Annotated in this window: 24 protein-coding genes, 2 tRNA genes and 1 pseudogene; 17 read left to right on the plus strand and 10 right to left on the minus strand. The window is 19.1% G+C overall.

Annotated elements, in window-relative coordinates; genetic code table 11:
- The first annotated feature begins 4 nt into the window (after nt 1-4).
- The 5 genes from leuB (at nt 5) to dapA (ending at nt 4818) form a co-directional block, all read left to right on the plus strand.
- A complete protein-coding gene (leuB, locus tag GJT98_RS00245) occupies nt 5-1096 on the plus strand; it encodes a 3-isopropylmalate dehydrogenase (protein ID WP_168820718.1) in 1092 nt (363 codons plus the stop codon).
- A gap of 24 nt (nt 1097-1120) precedes the next feature.
- Nucleotides 1121-2521 (plus strand): 3-isopropylmalate dehydratase large subunit, encoded by a 1401-nt coding sequence (leuC, locus tag GJT98_RS00250; protein ID WP_168820720.1) that lies wholly within the window; start codon nt 1121-1123, stop codon nt 2519-2521.
- A 10-nt stretch (nt 2522-2531) separates the two neighbouring features.
- A complete protein-coding gene (leuD, locus tag GJT98_RS00255) occupies nt 2532-3131 on the plus strand; it encodes a 3-isopropylmalate dehydratase small subunit (RefSeq protein WP_168820722.1) in 600 nt (199 codons plus the stop codon).
- A gap of 19 nt (nt 3132-3150) precedes the next feature.
- Nucleotides 3151-3819 carry an adenylate kinase family protein gene (locus GJT98_RS00260; protein WP_168820724.1) on the plus strand — a complete coding sequence of 223 codons (669 nt, stop codon included), beginning with the start codon at nt 3151-3153 and terminating at the stop codon, nt 3817-3819.
- A gap of 120 nt (nt 3820-3939) precedes the next feature.
- Nucleotides 3940-4818, plus strand: coding sequence for a 4-hydroxy-tetrahydrodipicolinate synthase (dapA, locus tag GJT98_RS00265; protein ID WP_168821417.1), 879 nt, complete (start codon nt 3940-3942; stop codon nt 4816-4818).
- On the opposite strand, the gene glyS is transcribed toward dapA, so the two are convergent.
- Nucleotides 4810-6882: a glycine--tRNA ligase subunit beta gene (gene glyS / locus GJT98_RS00270; RefSeq protein WP_168820726.1), complete on the minus strand. Its 2073-nt coding sequence runs from the start codon at nt 6880-6882 to the stop codon at nt 4810-4812. The two genes, dapA and glyS, sit on opposite strands and share 9 nt — an antisense overlap.
- A gap of 31 nt (nt 6883-6913) precedes the next feature.
- Nucleotides 6914-7792: a glycine--tRNA ligase subunit alpha gene (gene glyQ / locus GJT98_RS00275; RefSeq protein WP_168820728.1), complete on the minus strand. Its 879-nt coding sequence runs from the start codon at nt 7790-7792 to the stop codon at nt 6914-6916.
- 156 nt (nt 7793-7948) lie between these two features.
- Here glyQ and GJT98_RS00280 point away from each other — a divergent pair, with 156 nt between their 5' ends.
- The 3 genes from GJT98_RS00280 to rplY are packed head-to-tail and all read left to right on the plus strand — an operon-like array spanning nt 7949 to nt 10214.
- Nucleotides 7949-8884 carry a cation diffusion facilitator family transporter gene (locus tag GJT98_RS00280; RefSeq protein WP_168820730.1) on the plus strand — a complete coding sequence of 312 codons (936 nt, stop codon included), beginning with the start codon at nt 7949-7951 and terminating at the stop codon, nt 8882-8884.
- 42 nt (nt 8885-8926) lie between these two features.
- The gene (gene pfkA / locus GJT98_RS00285) at nt 8927-9889 is read left to right on the plus strand and encodes a 6-phosphofructokinase (RefSeq protein WP_168820732.1); all 963 of its coding nucleotides are present in this window, start codon (nt 8927-8929) and stop codon (nt 9887-9889) included.
- Between the two features lie 28 nt (nt 9890-9917).
- Nucleotides 9918-10214: a 50S ribosomal protein L25 gene (gene rplY, locus GJT98_RS00290; RefSeq protein ID WP_168820734.1), complete on the plus strand. Its 297-nt coding sequence runs from the start codon at nt 9918-9920 to the stop codon at nt 10212-10214.
- A gap of 66 nt (nt 10215-10280) precedes the next feature.
- On the opposite strand, the gene dapB is transcribed toward rplY, so the two are convergent.
- The 3 genes and pseudogenes from dapB to ileS form a co-directional block, all read right to left on the minus strand.
- The gene (gene dapB, locus GJT98_RS00295) at nt 10281-11057 is read right to left on the minus strand and encodes a 4-hydroxy-tetrahydrodipicolinate reductase (protein WP_168820736.1); all 777 of its coding nucleotides are present in this window, start codon (nt 11055-11057) and stop codon (nt 10281-10283) included.
- A 22-nt stretch (nt 11058-11079) separates the two neighbouring features.
- Nucleotides 11080-11582: pseudogene (gene lspA, locus GJT98_RS02325) on the minus strand (signal peptidase II).
- Nucleotides 11557-14340, minus strand: a complete 2784-nt coding sequence (gene ileS, locus GJT98_RS00310; protein WP_168820740.1) for an isoleucine--tRNA ligase — start codon at nt 14338-14340, stop codon at nt 11557-11559. The pseudogene lspA and the gene ileS overlap by 26 nt, the downstream one beginning before the upstream one ends.
- Nucleotides 14341-14501: 161 nt before the next feature.
- Here ileS and rpsT point away from each other — a divergent pair, with 161 nt between their 5' ends.
- Genes rpsT through gpmA form a run of 3 tightly spaced genes read left to right on the plus strand, consistent with a single transcriptional unit; the run spans nt 14502 to nt 15873 of the window.
- Nucleotides 14502-14765, plus strand: a complete 264-nt coding sequence (rpsT, locus tag GJT98_RS00315; protein WP_168820743.1) for a 30S ribosomal protein S20 — start codon at nt 14502-14504, stop codon at nt 14763-14765.
- A gap of 54 nt (nt 14766-14819) precedes the next feature.
- Nucleotides 14820-15134: an iron-sulfur cluster insertion protein ErpA gene (gene erpA / locus GJT98_RS00320; protein WP_168820745.1), complete on the plus strand. Its 315-nt coding sequence runs from the start codon at nt 14820-14822 to the stop codon at nt 15132-15134.
- A gap of 37 nt (nt 15135-15171) precedes the next feature.
- The gene (gene gpmA / locus GJT98_RS00325) at nt 15172-15873 is read left to right on the plus strand and encodes a 2,3-diphosphoglycerate-dependent phosphoglycerate mutase (protein ID WP_168820747.1); all 702 of its coding nucleotides are present in this window, start codon (nt 15172-15174) and stop codon (nt 15871-15873) included.
- Between the two features lie 11 nt (nt 15874-15884).
- Here gpmA and pta read toward each other — a convergent pair whose 3' ends face one another.
- Together pta and GJT98_RS00335 are read right to left on the minus strand one after the other, a co-directional pair.
- Nucleotides 15885-18020 carry a phosphate acetyltransferase gene (gene pta, locus GJT98_RS00330; protein ID WP_168820749.1) on the minus strand — a complete coding sequence of 712 codons (2136 nt, stop codon included), beginning with the start codon at nt 18018-18020 and terminating at the stop codon, nt 15885-15887.
- Nucleotides 18021-18052: 32 nt separating this feature from the next.
- Nucleotides 18053-19258 (minus strand): acetate kinase, encoded by a 1206-nt coding sequence (locus GJT98_RS00335; RefSeq protein WP_168820751.1) that lies wholly within the window; start codon nt 19256-19258, stop codon nt 18053-18055.
- 161 nt (nt 19259-19419) lie between these two features.
- Between GJT98_RS00335 and GJT98_RS00340 the strand changes: the two genes are divergently transcribed.
- Nucleotides 19420-19490 (plus strand) — tRNA-Cys (locus tag GJT98_RS00340).
- 31 nt (nt 19491-19521) lie between these two features.
- Nucleotides 19522-19608 (plus strand) — tRNA-Leu (locus tag GJT98_RS00345).
- 10 nt (nt 19609-19618) lie between these two features.
- On the opposite strand, the gene GJT98_RS00350 is transcribed toward GJT98_RS00345, so the two are convergent.
- Nucleotides 19619-20086, minus strand: coding sequence for a CvpA family protein (locus GJT98_RS00350; RefSeq protein ID WP_168820753.1), 468 nt, complete (start codon nt 20084-20086; stop codon nt 19619-19621).
- Between the two features lie 146 nt (nt 20087-20232).
- Nucleotides 20233-21057 (minus strand): tRNA pseudouridine(38-40) synthase TruA, encoded by an 825-nt coding sequence (truA, locus tag GJT98_RS00355; protein WP_168820755.1) that lies wholly within the window; start codon nt 21055-21057, stop codon nt 20233-20235.
- 158 nt (nt 21058-21215) lie between these two features.
- Here truA and GJT98_RS00360 point away from each other — a divergent pair, with 158 nt between their 5' ends.
- The 3 genes from GJT98_RS00360 to lipA are packed head-to-tail and all read left to right on the plus strand — an operon-like array spanning nt 21216 to nt 24026.
- Nucleotides 21216-22433, plus strand: a complete 1218-nt coding sequence (locus tag GJT98_RS00360) for a serine hydrolase (RefSeq protein WP_168820757.1) — start codon at nt 21216-21218, stop codon at nt 22431-22433.
- Between the two features lie 42 nt (nt 22434-22475).
- Nucleotides 22476-23111 (plus strand): lipoyl(octanoyl) transferase LipB, encoded by a 636-nt coding sequence (gene lipB, locus GJT98_RS00365; protein WP_168820759.1) that lies wholly within the window; start codon nt 22476-22478, stop codon nt 23109-23111.
- A 24-nt stretch (nt 23112-23135) separates the two neighbouring features.
- Nucleotides 23136-24026: a lipoyl synthase gene (gene lipA, locus GJT98_RS00370; protein ID WP_246208947.1), complete on the plus strand. Its 891-nt coding sequence runs from the start codon at nt 23136-23138 to the stop codon at nt 24024-24026.
- A 188-nt stretch (nt 24027-24214) separates the two neighbouring features.
- Here lipA and cspE read toward each other — a convergent pair whose 3' ends face one another.
- Nucleotides 24215-24424 (minus strand): transcription antiterminator/RNA stability regulator CspE, encoded by a 210-nt coding sequence (gene cspE, locus GJT98_RS00375; protein ID WP_168820769.1) that lies wholly within the window; start codon nt 24422-24424, stop codon nt 24215-24217.
- 211 nt (nt 24425-24635) lie between these two features.
- On the opposite strand from cspE, the gene GJT98_RS00380 reads away from it, so the two are divergent.
- A complete protein-coding gene (locus GJT98_RS00380) occupies nt 24636-25415 on the plus strand; it encodes an enoyl-ACP reductase FabI (protein ID WP_168820771.1) in 780 nt (259 codons plus the stop codon).
- The last annotated feature ends 107 nt before the right edge of the window (nt 25416-25522 follow it).

Raw genomic sequence — 25522 nt, forward strand, 5'->3', positions numbered from 1 at the left:
AATTATGTCGGATATATTTAAAATAGCTATTTTACCTGGAGATGGTATTGGTCCAGAAGTAATGAAACAAGCAATTAAAATATTAGAAAAAATTGAAAAATATATCAATAAAAAAATTGTTATTGATACCTATATTGTAGGTGGAGCTGCTATTAATATATACGGTAATCCTTTACCTAAAGTAACATTATATGGATGTGAAAAATCTGATGCTATATTATTTGGATCTGTTGGAGGACCTGAATGGGATTATTTACCTTTAAATAAAAGACCGGAAAAAGGTTCATTATTAAAATTAAGAAAACATTTTAATTTATTTGCTAATTTACGTCCTTCTTTCTTTTATAAGAATTTGAGTATTTTAAGTCCTTTAAAAGAAAAAATTTTACATAAAGGTTTTGATATTATTTGTATCAGAGAATTAACAGGAGGAATCTACTTTGGGAAACCTAGTGGGAGAAAAGGAAAAGGAATAGATGAATATGCATTTGATACAGAAATTTATTCAAGATTTGAAATAGAAAGAATTGCACATATTGCTTTTAATATTGCTTTAAAAAGAAAAAAAAAAATATGTTCTATTGATAAAGCAAATGTTTTAAATACCTCAATATTATGGAGAGAAATTTTAACAAATATATCTAATCAATATACATCAGTTACATTAGATCATATGTATATTGATAATGCAGTTATGCAATTAATGAAAAATCCTTCGCAATTTGATGTTATATTATGTTCAAATTTATTTGGAGATATTATATCTGATCAATGTGCAATGATTACCGGATCATTAGGTAATTTACCTTCAGGAAGTTTTAATCAAAATTATTTTGGTTTATATGAACCAGCAGGAGGTTCTGCTCCTAATATTGCGGGAAAAAATATAGCTAATCCGATTGCACAAATATTATCATTAGCAATGTTAATTGAATATTCTTTAAAATTAAAAAATATATCTCAAAAAATTAAAAATGCTATTCAAAAAATATTAGATATAGGTTATAGAACTCAAGATTTATCTACAAATAGTTTAAATGAAAAAATAGTTACTACTGATGATATGGGAACCTTAATTATGGAATCTATTATATAAAATAGTTATAGGATAGGTATATATATGGGAAAAACATTATATGAAAAAATATATGATAAACATATTATTTGTAATTTAAAAAATAATACTAATTTATTATATATTGATAGACATTTTATTCATGAAGTTACTTCTCCTCAAGCATTTGAGGGATTAAGAAATAAAAATAGAAAAGTTTATAGATCAAATAAAACTTTTGCAACAATGGATCATAATGTATCTACTAAAACTAAAAATATAGAGTCATCTGGTTATATCGCTAAAAAACAAATGGAAACACTTATAAAAAATTGTAATGATTTTAATATAAAATTATATGATATCTATCATCCATTACAAGGAATAGTTCATGTTATAGGACCGGAACAAGGTATTACATTACCTGGTATGACCATTGTATGTGGTGATTCACATACCTCTACTCATGGAGCATTTGGTTCATTAGCATTTGGAATAGGTACTACTGAAGTAGAACATGTTTTAGCTACTCAAACTTTGAAACAAAATCGTGCTAAAAATATGTTAATAAATATAATTGGTAATATACCAAAAAATATTACAGCAAAAGATATAATCTTATCAATAATAAGAAAAATTGGTATTAGTGGGGGTAATGGATATATTATTGAATTTAATGGTAATATTATTAAAAAATTAAGTATGGAATCTAGAATGACAATTTGTAATATGTCTATTGAGATGGGAGCTAAATCAGGATTAATTGCACCTGACGATATAACTTTTAAATATTTAAAAAATAAAAAATTTACTCCTAAAAAAGAATTATGGAAAAAAGCTTTAAAATATTGGAAAACATTATATAGTGATGATAATGCAAAATTTGATAAAATTATAAATATAAATATTTCACAATTAACTCCTCAGATTTCTTGGGGAACTAATCCTGAACAAATAATAGGTATTAATGAATCTATTCCTTTAATAAATTCTTATAAAGATAAAAATAAAAAAAAAATAGCTATAAAAGCATTAAAATATATGGATTTAAATGAAGGTACAAAATTAATTAATTTAAAAATTGATCAAGTATTTATTGGTTCTTGCACTAATTCTAGAATTGAAGATTTAAGATCTGCAGCAAAAATAATTTTTGGTAAAAAAATAGCTTCTCATATTAAAGCTATAGTTGTTCCAGGTTCTAATATGGTAAAAATACAAGCTGAAAAAGAAGGATTAGATAAAATTTTTAAAAATGCTGGTTTTGAATGGAGATATTCAGGATGTTCTATGTGTTTAGCAATGAATAATGATAAATTAAAATCTGGTGAAAGATGTGCTTCTACTAGTAATAGAAATTTTGAAGGACGTCAAGGACGTAATAGTAGAACTCATTTAGTAAGTCCTATTATGGCAGCAATAACAGCTATATATGGTTATTTTATTAATATAAATATATATAAGTAAAAAATAAATTATGAAAAAAAAATTACAATATAATGGTATTATTGTTCCTTTAAATATTTCAAATATTGATACAGATGTTATTATACCAAAACAATTTTTACAGAAAAATGATAAAAAAGGATTTGGGAAAAATTTATTTCATGATTGGAGATATTTAGATGATAAAAATAAAACACCTAATCCTAATTTTATTTTAAATAAAAAAGAATTTAAAAATTCAAAAATTTTATTAACTAGAGAAAATTTTGGTTGTGGTTCCTCTAGAGAACATGCGCCATGGGCATTATTAGATTTTGGTTTTCATACTATTATTGCTTCAAGTTATGCAGATATATTTTATAATAATGCTATTAATAATAAATTATTATTAATAATCTTAAAAAAAGATATAATTGATAAATTATTTTTTATAATAGAAAAATTTCCTGGAATTTTTTGTTATATAAATTTATTTTATAAAAAAATTACTATAAATAATGAATTTTTTAATTTTAAAATGAGTCAAGATAAAATTAATTTTATCACAAATAATTTAGATCAAATAGATTTAACAATGAAATATTCTAAAGAAATTAATATATTTGAAAAAACATATTTTAAATTTTTTTAAAAAATGAGAATTTTATTAAATGCGTATAATTTTATTAGGTCCTCCAGGAGTAGGAAAAGGAACTTATGCTAGATTTATATCTGAAAAATATAATTTACCTAATATTTCTGTAGGAAATATATTAAGAAATTATATTTTAAATAATAAAAATTCTTTTTTAACTAATCAGATAAAAAAATATATTAATAAAGGAATTATGGTTCCTGATGAGATAACAATTAAAATAATTAAAAATTATTTATATAATATAGATTGTAAAAAAGGATTTTTATTAGATGGATATCCTAGGAATATTTTACAAGCTAATATTTTAGAAAAAGAAAATATAAAAATAGATATAATTTTAGAATTTTATATACCCAATAATCAAATCATTAAAAGAATTATAGGTAGGAGAATACACCTACCTTCTGGTAGGACATATCATATACTTTTAAATCCTCCAAAAATAAAAAATAAAGATGATATTACTGGAGAAACATTAATAACTAGAACAGATGATAATCTTATTACGATTAATAATCGTTTACAAGAATATTTAAAACATACTAAACCATTAATCAAATATTATAAAAAGTTATTTTTTAAAAAAAAAATATTTTACAAAAAAATTAATAATACATCTTCTATCTTAGAAGTTAAAAAAAAAATATCTTTTTTTTTAAAAATATTTAATGTAAAAAAATAATAATTTTTTTTATTAAAATTTTTATAATTTAAATAGTTATAATTATAATAATTTGTTTATTTATTTTAAATTTGTTATCATAATTTTATCATAAATATTAATAGTATGGATTATAGTTTAATGTTTACCGGAAGTATTGTAGCACTTATAACTCCAATGGATATGAAAGGTAATATTTGTAAAAAAAGTTTAAAGAAACTTATTAGATATCATATTAATAGCGGTACAAAAGCAATTGTTATTATGGGAACAACAGGTGAATCTGCTACATTAACATATAATGAACATATAAATATAATAATGTATGCACTAGATTATTCTGAAAATAAAATACCTATTATAGCTGGTACTGGATTTAATTCAACATCTAAAAGTATAGCTATAATATCTATTCTTGAAAATTCAGGAATTATAGGTTGTTTAAATATTACTCCATATTATAATTGTCCAACACAAGAAGGTTTATATCAACATTTTAAAAAAATTGCAAATAATACTAAACTACCTCAAATATTATATAATGTTCCTTCACGAACTGGATGTGATTTACTACCAAAAACAATTTATAAATTATCAAAAATTGATAATATAATAGGTATTAAAGAAGCTACTGGAGATTTATCTCGTGTAAATAAAATTAGAAGTTTAATTAAAAAAAAATTTTTTTTAATTAGTGGAGATGATAAAACTTCTTTTGAATTTATGCAATTAGGTGGTGATGGTGTTATATCAGTTACAGCTAATATTGCTGCAATACAAATGAGTAAATTTTGTAATTATATAAAAGAAAAAAAAATTAATAAAGCAATAAAAATTAATAATAATTTAATCCTATTACATAATCAATTATTTATTGAATCTAATCCTATACCTGTAAAATGGGCGGCAAAAAGATTAGGATTAATTAATAGTGATAAAATGAGATTACCTATGACACCACTTACAATATATAATCAAAAAATTATAGAAATTACACTAAAAAAATTAAAATTAATATAAATTACTAAGATCAGTTACTGTTAATAAATATTTTTTTATTTTATATAAAATTAATATTCTATTTTTTTTAATTTTTTTATCTTCATGATTAATGATTATTTTTTTAAAAAAAATATTTATAGGATAATATAACTCTGATAATATTAATAAAATATTATAATATTCATAATTTTTAATTTTATATGTAATAATTTTAGATAATTTAAGAATATAATTAAATAATATTTTTTCCTCTTTATTGTTCAATAAAGATATATTAATAAGATTATTTTCATTTATATATTTTTTATTTTTTAATAAAATTTTATTTATTCTTTTATTAGTAAAAATTAAAATTTTACTTTGTTTCTTTTCAATTTTAAAAAATTTATCTAATGCTTTTATTTTATAATCTAAAATCATAAGATTATCTATTTCATTATCCAAAACAGAATAGATAATATTTTTTTTATAATCTAAAGAAATATACCAATTTTTTAATCTACTTTTTATAAAAAATATAATTTGTTTTAATATTTGTTTTTTATTAACTATACTAATTTTATATAAAGATAAACTAAAATCAATTAATTGAATTAAATTAATTTTTATTTTATTTTCTATAATTATACGTATAATAATTAACGTTATATGTTTTAAAGCAAATGGATCTTTATCTCCTGTAGGAAAAAATGATATACTGAAAATCCCTACTAAAGTATCTATTTTATCAGCAATAAATAAAATGCAAGAAATAATATTTTTAGGTATCAAATCATTTTTTTTATATTGATATTGTTCTTTAATAGCATTTATTACATTTTTATTTTCTTTATTATATTTTGCATAATACATACCGATAATACCTTGTAAATCAGGAAATTCATAAACCATTTGTGTAGCTAAATCACATTTAGCTAATTTACTTGCTCTAATACAGTCTATTATATTAACATTTTTTATTATTTTTGCTATATATTCAGATATTTTTTCTATACGCATAGTTTTTTCAAATAAATTACCTAAATCTTTTTGAAAAATAATATTTTTTAATTTTTCTAAATATTTTTCAAAATTTATTTTTAAATCATTTTTAAAAAAAAATTGAATATCTTTAAATCTTGATTTAATTACTTGTTCATTATTATTAATAATATTTTTATTATTTTTTGTTTCTATATTTATTAAAATAATAAAATTAGGTAATAAATTATTATTTTTATCATATAAAGGAATATATTTTTGATATTTAATCATTACATATTCTAATATTTTAGATGGCAATTTTAAAAAATTATTATTAAATTTTCCTATTAATAATATAGGCCATTCAACTATACAAGATAATTCTTCTAAAAAATTTTTATTTATTTTAACTATAGCATTTAAGCTATTTGCTATTTTTTGTATTTTATTAAAAATAATATTTTTTCTTTTAATAAAATCAACAATAACTTTCCCTTTTTTAAATAGTAATTTTTCATATTCTACTGCATTTTTTAAAATTACTTTTTCGCTACACATAAACCTATGTCCTTGAATAATATTATTAGATTGAAGATTTAATAAATTTTTTTTGATATTTTTTTCACCTAAGACTAATACAATACTTCTTATTGGTCTAATAAATTTAAAAAAATTCTTATCCCAATACATAAAATTAGGAATAGAAATAATATTTTTTAAAGAATTTATTATCATATTAGATAATAAATTTTTAACATGTAATCCTTTTATTATTTTTTTATAAAAAATATAATTATTTTGATAAAAAATATTTTTAATATTTTTAATATCATATTTTTTTATCCAAAATTGTACTATTTTATTTGAAAAAATATTTTTTTTATTAGCTAAATAAGGTCCTTTAATTGTATAAATAAAATCAGATTGCATTATATTTAAAAAATAAATTTGTAATGCAATACGTCTAGAAGTAAAAAAACATTTTATTATTTTATATTTAAAGTGATTTTTTTTTAATTCATTTTTAAAATTATTTAAAATTATATTAGATAATTTTAATAAAAAATTAGAAGGTATTTCTTCTATACCAATTTCTAATAATAATATATTATTACGCATAAAATTATATTACCTATTTAATTAATAATTTTTATTTTATATAATCATGATATTTTATTACAATTGACTTAGTCATATTACGTAATTTTAAAATATATCTTTGTCTTTCAGTATGTGATAAAAATCTACGTGCTTCTAATAGATTAAAACAATGTGATGCTTTTAAAAGTTTTTCATATGCTGGAAAAATTAATGGTTGTTTTAATTTTAATAAATTATCAATTTCTTTTTCATAATGTTTAAAACAATAAATAAGAAAATTAATATCTATATATTTAAAATTATAAATAGACTGTTCTATTTCATTTTTATGGAAAATATCACCATAAGTAATATGGTTATTTTCATTTTTATTCCATATAATATCAAATATATTTTTTACATTTTGTATATGCATAGCTAATCTCTCTAAACCATAAGTAATTTCTCCAGTTATAGGGTTACATTTTATTCCCCCCATTTTTTGAAAATATGTAAATTGAGTAATTTCCATACCATTTAACCAAATTTCCCATCCTATTCCATATGCTCCTAGTGTAGGATTTTCCCAATTATCATCTATAAAACGAAGATCATTATTTTTTAAATCTAATTTTAATTTTTCTAAAGATTTTAAATATAAAAATTGAATATTAAAAGGAGGAGGTTTTATTATTACTTGAAATTGATAATATTGTTGTAATCTATTTGGATTATTTCCATATCTTCCATCAGATGGTCTTCTTGATAATTGTATATAAGCTAATTTAATAGGTTTTTCCCCTATTGAATATAAACATGTCATAGGATGTGATGTTGCAGCTCCAACTTCTATATCAATTGGTTGAATAATATTACATCCTTGTTTGGCCCAATAATCTTGTAAAATAAAAATCATTCCTTGAAATGTTTTTTCATTAAATTTTTTCATTTTTTTAAATTCATTTAATTTATTAATTTTAATATAATTATTATATATAATTTTTTATAGAATAAAATTAATGTTAAAGTAATTTATTATTCTTTAAATATAAAATAAAATATTTATACCAAATTATAAAGATTATAATAGGAATTAAATGTAAATATGAACAATATATATAAAAAAATTTCTTTTAAAAAAAAAAATGAATATAATAAATTAATCACAAAAGCTACAAATTTAGCAATTTTATTATCTTTAACATTATTAATACTAAAATTATTAGCTTGGTGGAAAACAAAATCCATCAGTATGTTAGCTGCTTGTGTAGATTCATTAGTTGATATTACATCTTCAACAATTAATTTATTAATTATATATTATTCTTTACAACCTGCAGATCAAGACCATACATTTGGTCATGGTAAAGCTGAATCTTTATCGGCTTTAGCACAAAGTATATTTATCTGTGGAACAGCAACATTTTTATTTTTTAATAGTTTAAAATATATATCTCATCCTGAAAAATTATATTATCCAATAATAGGAATATTAGTTATAATAATTTCATTTTTTTTAACTTTAATATTAGTATTTTTTCAAAAAAAAGTCATAGCTAAAACAAATAGTCAAGCTACTCATGCTGATATGATGCATTATGAATCAGATATTTTAATTAATAGTGCAATTTTAATAGCTTTAATTTTAAATTTTTTTAATGTAAAACAAGCAGATTCTTTTATAGCATTAATTATAAGTATATTTATTTTTTTTAATGCTTTTAAAGTAGGATATAAAGCAATACAATCTTTGTTAGATAGATCTTTACCAGATTATGAAAAAAAAATTATAATAGATTTAATTACTTCTTGGCCTAAAGTTAAAGGAGCACATCAATTAAAAACAAGACAATCTGGTCCTACTCGTTTTATACAACTTCATTTAGTATTAGAAGATAATTTACCATTATTAGAATCACATTCAATTGCAAAAAAAATAGAAAATGCTTTAAATAAAAAATTTCCTTATTCAGATATAATTATACATCAAGATCCATATTCTATTGTATCTAAAAAATATAAAGGTTTTTTTAAAAATTAATTTTTATTAATAAAATAATATATATTATTAAGGTGATATCATATGATTCAAAAAATTGGTGTACTTACAAGTGGTGGTGATGCTCCAGGAATGAATGCTGCTATTAGAGGTGTTGTTAGAACAGCAATAGGATATAATATTAAAGTAATTGGTGTAAATAATGGTTATTTAGGATTATTTAAGAATAACATAATAGAATTAAATAGATATAGTGTATCTGATATTATTAATAAAGGAGGAACTTTTTTAGGATCAGCTCGCTTTCCTGAATTTAAAAATAAAAAAATACGTTCTGTAGCTATAAATAATATGAAAAAAAATGGTATTGATGCATTAGTTGTAATAGGAGGAGACGGAACATATTTAGGAGCTAAATTTTTAACAAAAATGGGATTTCCATGTATAGGAATACCTGGAACAATTGATAATGACGTAGTAGGTACTGATTATAGTATAGGATATTTTACAGCTTTAGAAACTATTGTTCAAGCTATTGATAAATTAAGAGATACATCTACTTCTCATCAAAGAATATCTATTGTAGAAATTATGGGTAGATACTGTGGAGATTTAACTTTAGCAGCAGCTATTGCCGGAGGTTGTGAATTTATTGTTTTACCTGAAATTAATTATAAACAAGAAGATTTAGTGAAAGAAATAAAATTAGGAATAGAAAAAGGGAAAAAACATGCAATAGTATTGATCACAGAATTTATTTGTGATATTAATAAATTAGCAAAATTTATTCAAAATACAATTAAACGTGAAACTAGAACTACAGTTTTAGGTTATATCCAAAGAGGAGGATCTCCTGTTGCATATGATCGTATTCTCGGTTCTAGAATGGGATCTTATTCAGTTGAATTATTATATAAAGGATATGGAGGAAGGTGTATAGGTATACAAAATGATAAAATGGTTCATCATGATATTATTGATGCTATTTTAAATATGAAAAAAATTTTTAAAAAAGATTTATTAGATACTGCTAAAAAATTATACTAAATAAATTATAAAAGAGATATAAATATACATGAATAATATAAAATTCTTTAAAAGAATACAAACTGGAAAAAAATTTAGTAGACGTTTACGAATAAATAATCAATTTCCAGCCATAATTTATGGTAAAAAAATTAAAGAGATACCTATTATTATCAATAATAATGATATTATTAAAATTAATTTTAAAAATTTTATAAAAAAAGATTCACCATTAATTAAATTAATAGATGAAAAAAAAAATTTTTTTAAAGTAAAAATTATAGATATTCAATATCATCCTTATAAATTTAATAAAATCTACCATATAGATTTTTTATTTATATAAAAATTTATCATGTATACATAATAAATTTATTTCATATAATTAATAAAATTTTATTCTATTTTAAACTTAAATTCCTAATACATCATGCATGTTATATATACCTTTTTTTTTATTATTAATCCAAATAGCGGCTTTAATAGCTCCTATAGCAAAAGGAATTCTATTAGATGCTTTGTGAATTAATTCTAATTGCTCTCCTATAAAAGAAAATAAAATATTATGTTCTCCATATATATCAGCTGCTCTAATAGAATGACATTTAATTTTTTTTATAAAATTATATTTTTTATAAGTTTGTAAAATAGTATTTCTTAATGATAATGCAGTACCAGATGGTGAATCTACTTTATTTTTATGATGTTTTTCTATAATATCTACATCTAAATTATTTATTTGTTGATTCTTACATAAAATTTCTGTTATATTTTCTAAAATTTTTAATAATATATTTATACCTAGACTAAAATTAGAAGATAAAATAATAGCTATATTTTTTGACATTTCTTTAATAATTAATTTTTGTTGTTCAGTAAAACCTGTAGTTCCAATAATAATTTTTTTTTTATATTTTTTACATATATTAATATATTTTATTGTTGAACATGGATTTGTAAAATCTATTAAAATATCAAATTTATCTATAATATCTATTATATTAGATTTAATATCTAAAAAATTAGATTTATATAAAATTTTATTATTTTTTTTTAAAGAATCTTTATGTTCTATAACTCCATTTAATAAAATATTATTTGTTTTTTTCTTATTTAATATTTTTAAAATATTTTTACCCATACGACCATTAATACCTGTTATAGCTAAACGAATTTGATTATTTTTCATAATAAATAAACCTATTAATATATTATTTTTTATATTTTATTATATAATTATTTTTTATAATAAAAATAATACCTATACATATTAAAATATCTGCAATATTAAAAATTGGAAAATGATAACTAGATATGTGTACATCTATAAAATCTACCACAAAACCATACTGAATTCTATTAATTAAATTACCTAATACACCACTAATAATTATATAATATGATAACTGATAATATTGATCTTTAATTAAAAAGATAATTATTAGAAAAAAAAAATATTTATTTTTGATAAAAAATAAATAATACTTTTATAATTTTTTAAAAAACCTAATATTATACCATAATTTTGTAAATAAATAAAATTTAAGTAATTATTAATATAATAATATTTATATAATTTTATATTTTTAATAACAAAATTTTTACTAAAACTATCTAATAATATTAATATTATTAATATACATATATTTGATAATTTTATTTTTTTTTTAATTTTATTAAAAAAACTTTTAAATAAATAAACGTTTTTCACCATTTCCTATAGTATTTAATTTACAACGATTACAAATATCATTAATTATATCTTTTGTATAATGCCAACAACGTTGACATTTAGAATATTTAGATTTTACAATTTTAAAATTTTGTATTAATTTATTTGTAGATATTATTTTATCTTTATAAATAATAATATTAGATATTAATAATAAAAAACGTAATTCTGAACCTAATATTATTAATTTTTTATAAATATTTTTACTTACATATACAATAATATTTGCTTCTAAAGAATTTCCTATTATTTTTTTATTTCTTGCATATTCAATAATTTTATTTATTTCATTTTTAAAATTAAAAATAATATCCCAATATTCATTATTCATTGTTTCATTTGATGATAAATAAAATAATTTGGAATACCATTCTTCTGTAAAAACAGATTTAGATCTCAATCCAGGAATAAAATTCCAAATTTCATGAGCTGTAAAAGATAATATTGGAGTTATCCATCTTACTAAAGATTCAAGAATCATATATAAAGATGTTTGACAACTTAATCTTTCTACACTACATTTTTTAAATGTATATTGCCTATCTTTAATAATATTAAAATATATAGAACCTAAATCTATAGAACAAAATTGCATTATTTCTTGAACTACATTTTTTATATTATATTTATTATAATATTTAATAATTTTTTCTTGTATAATTTTTGTTTTATGAATAATCCATTTATCTAAAATTAACATTTTTTTTTGTTTTATTATATTTTTTTCTGGTACAAAATCATTTAAATTAGATAATAAAAATCTAACTGTATTACGAATACGTCTATAAATTTCTGTAGTTCTTTGTAATATATCTTTAGATATATTTACTTCATTAAAATAATCTGTAGAAGCTACCCATAATCTTAAAATATCACTACCTAAAGTATTTACTATACTTTGAGGTTTTATAATATTACCTAAAGATTTAGACATTTTTTTTCCTTGATAATCTACAGTAAAACCATGACTAATTACTGTCTTATATGGAGGATTACCATCTATAGCTGTTGAAATAATTAATGCAGAGATAAACCATCCTCTATATTGATCAGTTCCTTCTAAATACATATCTATTGTATCTTGTTTTAATTCTTTAATTTGTTTAATAATTGAACTATAAGTAGATCCAGAATCAAACCAAACATCTAATGTATCTACCACTTTTTCATAAAAAATAGCATCTTTACCTAAAAAATTTGTAATATCTAAATCCCACCATGCTTGTATACCTTTTTTTTCAATTATACAAGCTATTTTTTCAATAAATTCTAAAGAATTATCATGTATTTTTTGGGTTTTTTTATTAATAAATAAAGGTATTGGTATACCCCAAATTCTTTGTCTAGAAATACACCAATCAGGTCTTTTATCTAACATAAGATCCATTCTTTCATATCCCCAATTAGGTATCCATTTTACTTTTTTTATTGATTTTTTTGCTAAATTTCTAAGATTATTTTTATCCATACTAATAAACCATTGTGGTGTAGATATATAAATTACTGGTATTTTATGGCGCCAACAATATGGATAATTATGTATATATTTATCTAATAAAAATAATTTATTTTTTTCTATTAAAATTTTTTTAATTATTTCTTCACAACAAAAAATACTAATTTTATCTAATAAAGGATGAACTCCATTTATAAAAAATCCTTTTTTATCTATAATGTTTTTTAAACATTTTATATTATGTTGATTACATATATTATAATCATCTAATCCATGATTTGGAGCCATATGTACAATTCCTGTTCCTGATTTTTCAGAAACATAATTACTTATAATCAAAGACGAAATTTTATTATTTAAAGGATTTTTAATTAAAATATTTGGAAAATATTTTCCTTTTATTTCTTTCAAAATTTTCCAATTCATAATTTTTGCTTTAGACATAAGTATATTAACTAAATTTTTAGCTATTATAATAATATTCTTATTTATTTTGATTAGTTGATAATATATTTCAGGATGAATAGCAATAGCTCTATTTGCTGGTATAGTCCATGGAGTAGTAGTCCATATTAAGAAAGAAATATCATAATTTTCTATTTGTATGTTTAAAATTTTTTTAAAAAAATTAATATTTATTATTGAAAATTTAACATAAAATGTTAATGTTTTTTTATTAATATAATCAACTTCAGCTTCTGCTAAAGAAGATAAACATTTAATACACCAATGTACTGGTTTTTTACCTTTATAAATATGATTATTTTTGATAACTTGACCTAAAGTACGAATAATATTTGCTTCCGTTTTAAAATCCATTGTTAAATACGGATTTTGCCAATCTGCAAATATTCCTAATCTTATAAAATCTTTTTTTTGTTTTATAATTTGTTGTAAAGCATATTTTCTACATTTAATTCTAAATTGTTTTTGAGAAATTTTTTTATTTTGATTTTTTAAAATTTCTTCTACTTTTTGTTCTATTGGTAAACCATGACAATCCCATCCAGGAATAAATAAAGTATAATAACCATTCATATTTTTAGATTTTATAATAATATCTTTTAAAATTTTATTAAAAGCATGTCCGATATGGATATCTCCATTAGCATATGGTGGGCCATCATGTAAAATAAATTTTTTTTTTTTTTTTTTAGTATTTAATATTTTTTGATATAAATTATCTTTTTCCCACTGTTTTAATATAATTAATTCATTTTTTGCTAAAGAAGCTTTCATTGGGAATTTTGTTTTTGGTAAATTTAAATTAAATTTATTTTTCATATTAATTATCTTTATTTGATTTTTTATTTTTAATAAAAATTAATAAATATAAATTTTATTTTCTTTATATAATAATATTATATATAATAATATTTTATGTAAATATATAATTTTTATAAAAAATTATAAATATTATTAATAGAATTAAAAGGAATTTTTATATGGCAAATACAAAATCATCTAAAAAAAGATCTTTAAAATCTGAACAACAAAGAAAACATAATATTAATTATCGATCTATGTTACGTACTTTTATTAAAAAAGTTAATAATGCTATTTCTAATAAAAATATAGAATTATCAAAAAAAAATTTTAAATTAATGCAATCAATTTTAGATAAACAAGTACAAAAAAAATTAATTCATAAAAATAAAGCATCTCGTTATAAATCAAGATTATATAATAAAATTATACATTTAATTTAATTAAAAATATCAATAATTTAATATATTTAATAACAAAATATTTTCTTAATAAAAATGTCTATTTCTCTAACAAAAAAAGCTGCAAATAAAATAAAAAAATTAGATTATAAAAATATTAATTTTAGAATATTTATTATAGGTGGAGGATGTAGTGGTTTTAAGTATGATTTTATATTAGATAAAAAAATAAAAAAAAATGATATTTTAATAAATTCATTAGGTATAAACATTATAATAGATAAAATAAGTATGCAATATTTATCAGGAAGTATTGTTGATTATATTGAAAGTATTGAAGAATCTAAATTTATTATTAGAAATCCATATATGAAAAATAAATGTAATTGTGGCTCATCTTTTGATATTTAATATTTAAAATATATATTATTTATATAAGGAAAAATTAATGTCTAATACAAAATTAGTTTTATTACGACATGGGCAAAGTACATGGAATAAAAAAAATTTATTTACTGGATGGGAAGATATTGAATTATCTAAAGAAGGAGAAATTGAAGCAATAGAAGCAGGAAAAATATTAAAAAAAAATAATTTTAAATTTGATTATGCATATACATCTGTATTAAAAAGAGCAATCCATACTTTATGGTTAACTTTAAATGTACTAGATCAATTATGGATTCCTGTAAAAAAAACATGGAGATTAAATGAAAGACATTATGGAGAATTACAGGGAATGAATAAAGATCAAATTACAAAAAAATTTGGTAAAAAAAAAGTACAGGAATGGCGACGTAGTTTTATGGTCAAACCACCATCATTATCTATTAATGATTCTAGATGGTCTAGATTTGATTCTAAATATTCTAAATTAGAAGATTATCAATTACCTTTATCAGAAAGTTTATTTACAACTCTAGAGAGAGTTATTCATGTATGGAAAAATGATATATCATATAAAATTATAAATAAGGAACGTATTATTATTGTTGCGCATGGTAATTCATTAAGAGCTTTAATTAAATACATTGAAAATATTAACGATAATGATATTGTTGATCTGAATATTGCTACTGGTATTCCTATTATTTATGAATTTGATAATAATTTACATTATAAAAAAAAATATTATTTAGATAATAAATAATAAATTATTAATTATTTTTTTATAACTCCAGATTGAATGACTGTTACTGCTATTGTATATATTATATCTTCAACTGTAGCACCTCTAGAAAGATCATTAATTGGTTGTCTTATACCTTGTAAAATAGGTCCTATAGAGATTATATTGGAAGTTTTTTGTACTGCTTTATAAGTAGTATTACCTGTATTGAGGTCGGGAAAGATAATAATATTTGCTTCTCCTGCAACTAAAGAATTTGGTGCTTTATATTTACCAATATTTTTTATAACAGCTGCATCATATTGTAATGGTCCATCTATTATTAGATTTGGTAATTTATTTTGTACTAATTTAGTAGCTTTATATACTTTTTCGACTTCAATACCCTTACTAGAATTACCCGTTGAGTAAGAAATCATAGCTATTTTAGGTATGATATTAAATAACTTACTAGTTTCTGCTGACTGTATTGCTATTTCTGCTAATTGCTCATAATTAGGATTAGGATTAATTGCACAATCGCTATATATTAATACATTTTTAGGTAATAACATAATAAATATAGATGAAATTATAGAATATTCTGGTAAAGTTTTAATAATTTGTAATGCAGGTCTTATAGTATTTGCAGTAGTTGTATTAGCCCCAGAAACTATTCCATCAACTTGATTTTGTTTTAACATCATAGTAGCTAAAAACATATTATCTTTTAATAATTTAATTGCATCTGTTTTATTTAACAATTTTTTTTTTCTTATATATATTAATTGTTCTATATAATTATTTCTGATTGTATCAGGATCAATAATCTCTATATTGTTTAAATTTAAATTATTTATTTTAGCTATATTCATAATTTCTTTAGATTTACCTAATAATATAAAATTAGCTATATTTTGTTGAGAACATATTGAAGCAGCTTTTAAAGTACGTAATTCATTACCTTCTGGTAATAAAATTGTTTTCTTTAATTTAGATGCTTTATTAATTAAATGATATTGGAAAATAAATGGTGATATATAAAATTTATAATTTACATATTTTTTATTAAAAATTTTAGAAGGGATATATAATTTAATATAGTTAATAATATTAGTTATTAATTTTAAATCTTTAATAGGAAAATTTTTTTTATAAATATTTTGTAATTTTAAATAAATATTATAAAAATCATTTTTTACATATAAAATATAAATATTATTTTTTATAGAAATATTAATAATTTTTTCTAAAATTAGATTATGTTTTTTTATTATAAAATCCGTAAATAATATAGCTTTAAAAAAAATATTTTTAGATAACATTTTGTATATTTTTTTTATAATTTTATTATCTTTTATAGAAATAATTACCAAAGATTCAGTAAATTTTTTTTGTTTTGTAAAAATATATGTATTAAAAAAAATAATATATTTAATTTTATTATATTTGATATTATCAATTAAATTACAATCTAAATAATTACATATAACTTTTAAATTTATTCCAAATACAAAATTTTTTAGCCATGGAATAAATATAATATTTTCATCTTTTAAAGATAAAAAATTATTATTTACATTAATTTCTTCATTTTTTGGTAAAATATTTTTAAATATATTTAAATTATAAAAAAAAGGATTACTATTTTGTTTATTATAAATTTCTTTAATAAAAGAAAATGTATTTTTTATTTTAAAATTATATATTTCTTTTTTAAAAAGAATATTTATTTTAGATTTTATTTTTTCTATAGTTTCATTTTCTGTAAACATAGATGTTATAAAAATAATTTCTGCATTAAATATATTTGCTATATCACAATTTAATTTAAATAATATTTGTTTAATATAAATAGGTATTATACCTTCTATAAAAATAATATCTGTATCATGTATATTCTTATAATATTTTTTTATTATATTATTTATAATACTATTATAACCAATATTACTATTGAATAAACTAATATCATTAATTTTTAATGGATTAATAGATTTAATACTTAAATTATATTTATTTAAAATATTATTAGTATAATTAAAATTATTATTTTCTATTTGAGAAATAGGTTTAAAAAACTTACATTTTAATTTTTTATTTTTTATATTATTTAATAATCCTAAATTTACACTAGTAAAAAAATGGATATCAATATCTATTGGTATAGACATAATTACTTTAAGCATTATTATTACCTTTTGTTAATTAATTTATTTAATTATTGATTCATTATAATTTTAAATGTATCTTGTGCTATCATTAATTCTTCATTTGTAGGAATTACTAGTATAGGAATACTATTTTTTATATTTATAAAACCAGTTTTACCAAATTTTATTTCATGATTTAGTTTTTGATCAATAAAAATATTTAATATTTTTAATTGTTTTACTGTTTTTTCTCTAATTAATACACTATTTTCTCCAATACCTCCTGTAAAAATAATTGCATTAATTTTATTTTTCATTAAAATACTATAAGAAGCTATATATTTAGCTAAATTATGTACAAATACATTAACAGCTCTTTTAATTTTAAAATTTTTAAAATAATTATCTTCAATATATCTAAAATCACTAGTTATATTAGTTAAACCTAACATACCTGATTCTTCAGTTAAAATTTTATAAATTTTATCTATTTTAATATTTAACTCATTATACATATAAAAAATAATTGCAGGATCAATATTTCCACATCTTGTACCCATAACTAAACCTTCTAAAGGGGTTAAACCCATTGAAGTATCAACACTTTTTCCGTTATGTATAGCAGTGATAGATGAACCATTACCTAAATGACATGAAATACAATTTAGTATATTTAATGGAATATTTAATATTTTTGAAGCAACTTGAGTAACATATTTATGACTAGTACCATGAGCTCCATAACGACGTATTTTATATTTTTCATAAAATTTTATTGGTAATGCATATAAATATGATTTTTCTGGTATAGTTTGATGAAAAGCTGTATCAAAAACAGCAACTTGTTTTTTTTTTAAATTAGGTAATATTTTTATTATTTCTTTAATACTTATTAATTGAATAGGATTATGTAGAGGAGCGAAAATAGATGCTTTTTTTATTTCTTTTATAACTTTATCTGTAATTATTACAGAATTTATAAATTTTTCTCCTCCATGTACTATTCGATGTCCAATGGCTATTATATTATTATATAATAAATTTTTTTTTAAAATATTATTTATTAAATAATTTAATATTATTTTATGATTAATTTTTGTATTAAATTTTTTTTTTTTTATATTTTGATTAAAAGTCCATTTAATATAAGAATTATTATTATTAAAATTTTCAGCTAAACCAAATAATATTTTTTTTTTTTTTAAAGGATTTATAACTGAAAATTTTAAAGAAGAACTACCACAATTAATAACAAATATTAATTTATTTAACATAAATATTCCTATAATAATATTTTTTAATTAATAAATTTTATTATATATAAAAAATAATAAAATTATATATATAATATATGATAAAATTTTTTAAAATTAAAACGTATATAATATATACATATTTAATAATATAATATATTATATATTTTATTATATATAACGGCGCATTGGCAGAATGGTTATGCAGAGGATTGCAAATCCTTTTATTTCGGTTCAATTCCGGGATGCGCCTGTTTTTAAAATAATTTATTTATTTTTATTTTGCCCAGATGGTGGAATTGGTAGACACAAGGGACTTAAAATCCCTCGGCATGTAGATTGCTATGCGGGTTCAACTCCCGCTCTGGGTATAAAAATATTTTATAAAAAATATTTATATTTTTGTAAAATATTATTAAAATAAACTAACATTAATGATCTTTGTTTAATTAAAATATAATTATATAAATTTTTATCTATATGATTTAAAGAATATAACAAAAATAAAATTATTACACATCCTTTTAACATACCAAAAAATAATCCTAATATTTGATTAATATTCTTCATATAAGAATTAGTAATTTTTTCATTTAAATAATTTTTAATAATATATCCAGATATTAAAGTTAATATAAAATAAATAAATAATAAAAAAAATTTCTTAAAATAAAAATCGTTTATTGTTTTATTTTTAATAAAAAATAAATAATTATAATATTTTCTAGATAAATAAAAAGATGTGAACCAAATAAATATTGTTAAAATTTCTTTTACAAAACCTTTTAAAAAGCTCAATATAGTAGAAAATATTAATATTAATATAAATAAGTAATCAATTATGAACATATTTTTCTATTTAAGTTAAATAATTTAAAATAATATATAATATAAAATAGTTAAAACTAAAATAAATTATATAATTTATTAAAATTTTTTTTATAAAAATTTCTTGAAATAAAAAATAAAAATTTATATTTAAAATAATAAATATATTAAATTAATTTTTTTAAAAAAAAATATAAATTATGATTTATATTTGGAATACCAAAATGTTTTGGATATTTAACTTCTGCTAAAAATAAACCATTTGGTTTAACTGTTGCTGCTGCTTTATTTCTATTTTTAATCTTTATTAATTCCAATAACCAATCTTCATTTTTATTTCCTAAACCTATTTCTAATAAACTTCCTACAATATTTCTAACCATATGATATAAAAAAGCATTTGCTTTAATATCTATTAATATATAATTTCCAAATTTTTTAATATCACAATTTAAAATTTTTCGAAAAGAAGAACCTAATTGATCTTTACCTGATTTAAAAGATGTAAAATCATGTTCTCCTAATAAATACTTCATTGCATTTTTTATTTTTATAATATTTAAATTTTTCTTATATAAAGTAACTAAATCATTAAGTATAGCAGATCTATATTGATTATTATAAATAATATAAAAATATCTACGAGATAAAGCACTAAATCTAGCATGAAATTCTTTTTTTACAGATATTATCCAATTTATAACTATATCTTTAGGTAAGAGACTATTAATACCTAGAATCCAAGATTTTTTTTCTCTAAAACTATAGGTTTCAAAATGAATTACTTGTCCTAAACTATGAACTCCTATATCAGTTCTACCAGCACAAAAAATTATTATATTATGATTAGCTATTTGAGAAATAGCTTTTTCTAAATATTCTTGTATAGTTTTTTTATAATATTTTTTTTGTTTTTGCCATCCATGATAATTAGCACCATTATATTCTACTCCTAGTGCAAACTTATATTTTTTTTTAAATTTAATATTCATTATTTTATATTTATTACCTTTATATATTTTATTACATTTTATTTTACTAAAAATTTAGTTACATTTTTTAAAAAATTATATAAAATAATATTTTTAATAAGTAAAATTTAAATAATTATTAATAAAATTAAAATAAATACTTATATGTGAGTATAAATATGATAAAAATATATAAAAAAAATAATCAAAATATTAATAAAATATTAAAATTAATTACTACTATATTTATAGTATATTCAACAATTATATATGCAAAGGAAAATATATTTAATATTACATCTTCACCAAATATTAATGTTAAATCATATATTTTAATAGATTATAATACAGGAATGATTTTAACTGAAAAAAATGCAGATGAAATTGAAAAACCAGCTAGTTTAGCCAAAATAATGACTAGTTATGTTATAGGGAAAGCATTATCAAAAGGTAAATTACATCGTAATGATATGGTTACAATTAGTAAAAATGCCTGGGCAACAGGTAATAATTTATTTAGTGGTTCATCATTAATGTTTTTAAAACTTGGAGATCGTATTTCTGTATCAAATTTAATAAAAGGAATTATATTACAATCAGGAAATGATGCATGTGTTGCTATATCAGAATATATTTCTGGTAATCAAAAAAATTTTGTAAATTTAATGAATTTTTATGCAAAAAAAATAGGATTAAAAAATACTTATTTTAAAAATGTACATGGATTAGATGAATTAGGACAATATACTACTGCAAGAGATATAGCTATTATGGGTAAATCTTTAATTAGAGATTTTCCCCAAGAATATTCTATATATAAAGAAAAAAGTTTTACTTTTAATCATATTTATCAAAAAAATCGTAATTTATTATTATGGGATAAAACATTAAATGTAGATGGAATTAAAACAGGACATACTGAAGATGCTGGTTATAATATAATTGCTTCAGCAACGAAAAATAACATGAGATTAATTGTTGTTATTTTAGGGGATAAAACAGAACAAGATCGTAAAAAAAATAGTAAAAGATTATTAAATTGGGGATTTGAAACATTTAGAACAATTAATCCAATAAAAAAACATCAAAAAATAGCCTCTATTCCTGTTTTATATGGAAAATATAGTCATATAAGAATTGGAACTAAAAATAATGTTTATTTAACAATTCTTAAAAATCAAGAAAAAAAAATAAAAATTTTATATCATATAAAAAATAATAAAATATTTGCTCCAATTTATAAAAATCAAGTATTAGGTAATATTACTTTTATAATAAATAATCATATTATTGGAAATTATCCTTTAATTGCATTAGAAAAAATACCAAAAGGTAATATTTTTATGTGTTTCTTAGATTATATTAAATTATTATTAAGTAAATGGATACATCAATAAAATACATAAATATTAAATTTGTAATGATATTAAATCATAATAATGAAAAATAAAAAAAATTTTATTATAAGATATCTGGGGATAGAATCATGGTATATAACTTATAAAAAAATGTACAATTTTAATTATACAAGATCTAATAATACATTAGATGAAATCTGGTTAGTCGAACATAATCCTGTTTTTACTCAAGGAAAAAGATCTAATATAAAAGATATTTTATCTTATAATCATAATATACCAATATTTAAAACTGATAGAGGTGGTAAAATTACTTATCATGCTCCAGGACAACAAATTATGTATATTTTAATTAATTTAAAAAAAAGGAAAATTAATATTAAATCTTTAATTATTATACTTGAAAAAACAATAATTAATATATTATTATATTTTAATATTATACCAGATAATTCTTTTAATCATAATCCTGGTGTATATATTAATAATAAAAAAATTGCATCTATAGGAATAAAAATTTCTAAAGGATGTACAATGCACGGAATTTCTTTTAATATTAATATGGATTTGTTACCTTTTAAATATATTAATCCATGTGGTTTTAATAAATTAAAAATGACACAATTAAGAGATTTTATTCCTAATATAAAAATATTTAAAATTAAAAAATTATTAATAAATGAATTTATATTATTAATAAATAACTATAATAGTTAATATTAATAATATTAATTTTTTTAAATAAGTAATTTATATAATAATATGACGCAAAAAATTTTAAAAAAACCTAATTGGATTAAAATTAAATTTTCAATAGAAAATATAAATAAAATAAAAAAAATAAAATCCATTTTAAAAATTAATAAATTACATACAGTCTGTGAAGAAGCATCTTGTCCTAATTTAATTAAATGTTTTAGTAAAAAACAATTAACTTTTATGATTTTAGGTAATATTTGTACTAGAAATTGTCCATATTGTGATGTAATACATGGTAGGCCAAAAATAAAATATGATAAAAATGAACCTTTAAATTTAGCTAATACTATTTTACAAATGAAATTAAAATATGTAGTTATTACTTCAGTTAATCGTGATGATTTACATGATGGAGGTGCAAAACAGTTTGTTAATTGTATCAAAAAAATACGTAAAAAAAATTTAAATATAAAAATAGAAATTTTAGTACCTGATTTTAAGAATTGTATGGAAAGAGCTTTAAATATATTTAGTTATTCATTACCTGATGTTTTTAATCATAACATAGAAACAGTAGAACGTTTATATTTTAAAATACGTCCTTCAGGAAAATACCAAAAATCCTTAATTTTATTAAAAAAATTTAAATTTTTATTTCCTAAAATTTTAACTAAATCAGGATTAATGATTGGTTTAGGAGAAACAAGAAAAGAATTATTTAATACTATAAAAGATTTAAAATCTAATGGAGTAGATATTTTAACTATAGGACAATACTTACAACCAAGTATAAATCATATACCTGTATATAGATATATAAGTTTAACTGAATTTGCTGAAATAAAAGAAGAAGCAAAAAAAATTGGTTTTAAAAAAGTAGCATGTGGACCTTTTATACGTTCTTCATATAATGCAGAAAATTATTTTTTTTAAAATTAAATAATATTAAATAATAATGCCTCTGAAAAAAATTATTTTTATTAAAATTATTTAAAATAATTTTTATTTATTAAAATAAATAAAAATTTTTAATTATTTTAATTCTAAATAGTTAGAAATAAAAATTTTAAATTTTATCAGAGGCAATTTTATTAAAACCTTTTCTTACTGACTAAAGAAATCTAAAGAGCAACAACATTAGCAGCAGAAGGTCCCTTGGCTCCGTTAGTAATTTCAAATTCCACTCTTTGGCCTTCGGTTAATGTTTTAAAACCACTACTTTGAATTGCAGAAAAATGTACAAAAACATCTTTACTACCATCTTCAGGAGTAATGAAACCAAAACCTTTAGATTCATTAAACCACTTAACGTTACCTTTAATCTTGGACATCAATTATTACCTTTACATAAAAATAGACACTAAAATTGTGTCATTTAAAAGTACATCAATTAATAATAGATTTGTCTAGTGAAACAAATCAAAAAAGTGAGAAATATCGAATTTTTAATTATTTTTTAAAAAATTTATATAATTTTTTTCATATGTTTATTATTTTTATTAGATTTATTGATAAAATGTAGATTACTTTAGGAATAAAAAAATGTATTTATTATTAGGAAAAAAAATATTAATTACTGGTATTTTAAATAAATTATCTATTTCATATGGTATTGCTCGTATTATGTATAAACATAAAGCAAATTTAATATTTACATATCAAAAAAAAAAAAATAAAAAAAAAATAGAAAAATTAGTAAAAAAAATGACAAAATATCCTATTATAAAATGTGATGTATCTAAAGATAAAGATATTAAATTTTTATTTTTACAAATTTCTAAAATATGGAAAAAATTTGATGGTTTTGTACACTCTATTGCTTTTACTCCTAATAATACATTAAAAGAAAATTTTATTAAAAATATATCTCGTTTATCATTTCAAATTTCTCATGATATTTGTTCTTATAGTTTATTAGGTATGGTAAAAGAATGTTTAAACATCTTACATAAAAAATCTTCAATTATAGTATTAACTTATTTAGGATCAAGAAATTTTATACAAAATTATAATATTTTAGGGTTAGCAAAAGCTTCATTAGAAGCTAACATCCGTTACATAGCATGTAATATTGGAAAAAAAAATATAAGAATTAATGGTATTTCTCCTGCACCTATAAAAACTATTGCATCTTCAAGAATAAAAAGTATTAATCATATAATAAAATTATATAAAAAAAATAGTCCTTTATCAGAAATAATTACTATAAATCATATAGGAAATGTAGCTACTTTTTTAGCTTCTGATTTATCTTTAGGTATTACAGGGGAAATAATTAATTTAGATTCTGGATTTAATATACAAATTATTAGTAATATTTAATATTAGTTATTAATTATTATTTTTTATTTTTATATTTTCTTATATAAAATAAAAATTTGAAAAATAATTTAATAAATGATAATTTTTAAGTTTAATAAATAATAATT

The sequence above is a fragment of the Enterobacteriaceae endosymbiont of Donacia sparganii genome, assembly GCF_012569045.1.
In the GTDB taxonomy this organism is placed as follows: domain Bacteria; phylum Pseudomonadota; class Gammaproteobacteria; order Enterobacterales; family Enterobacteriaceae.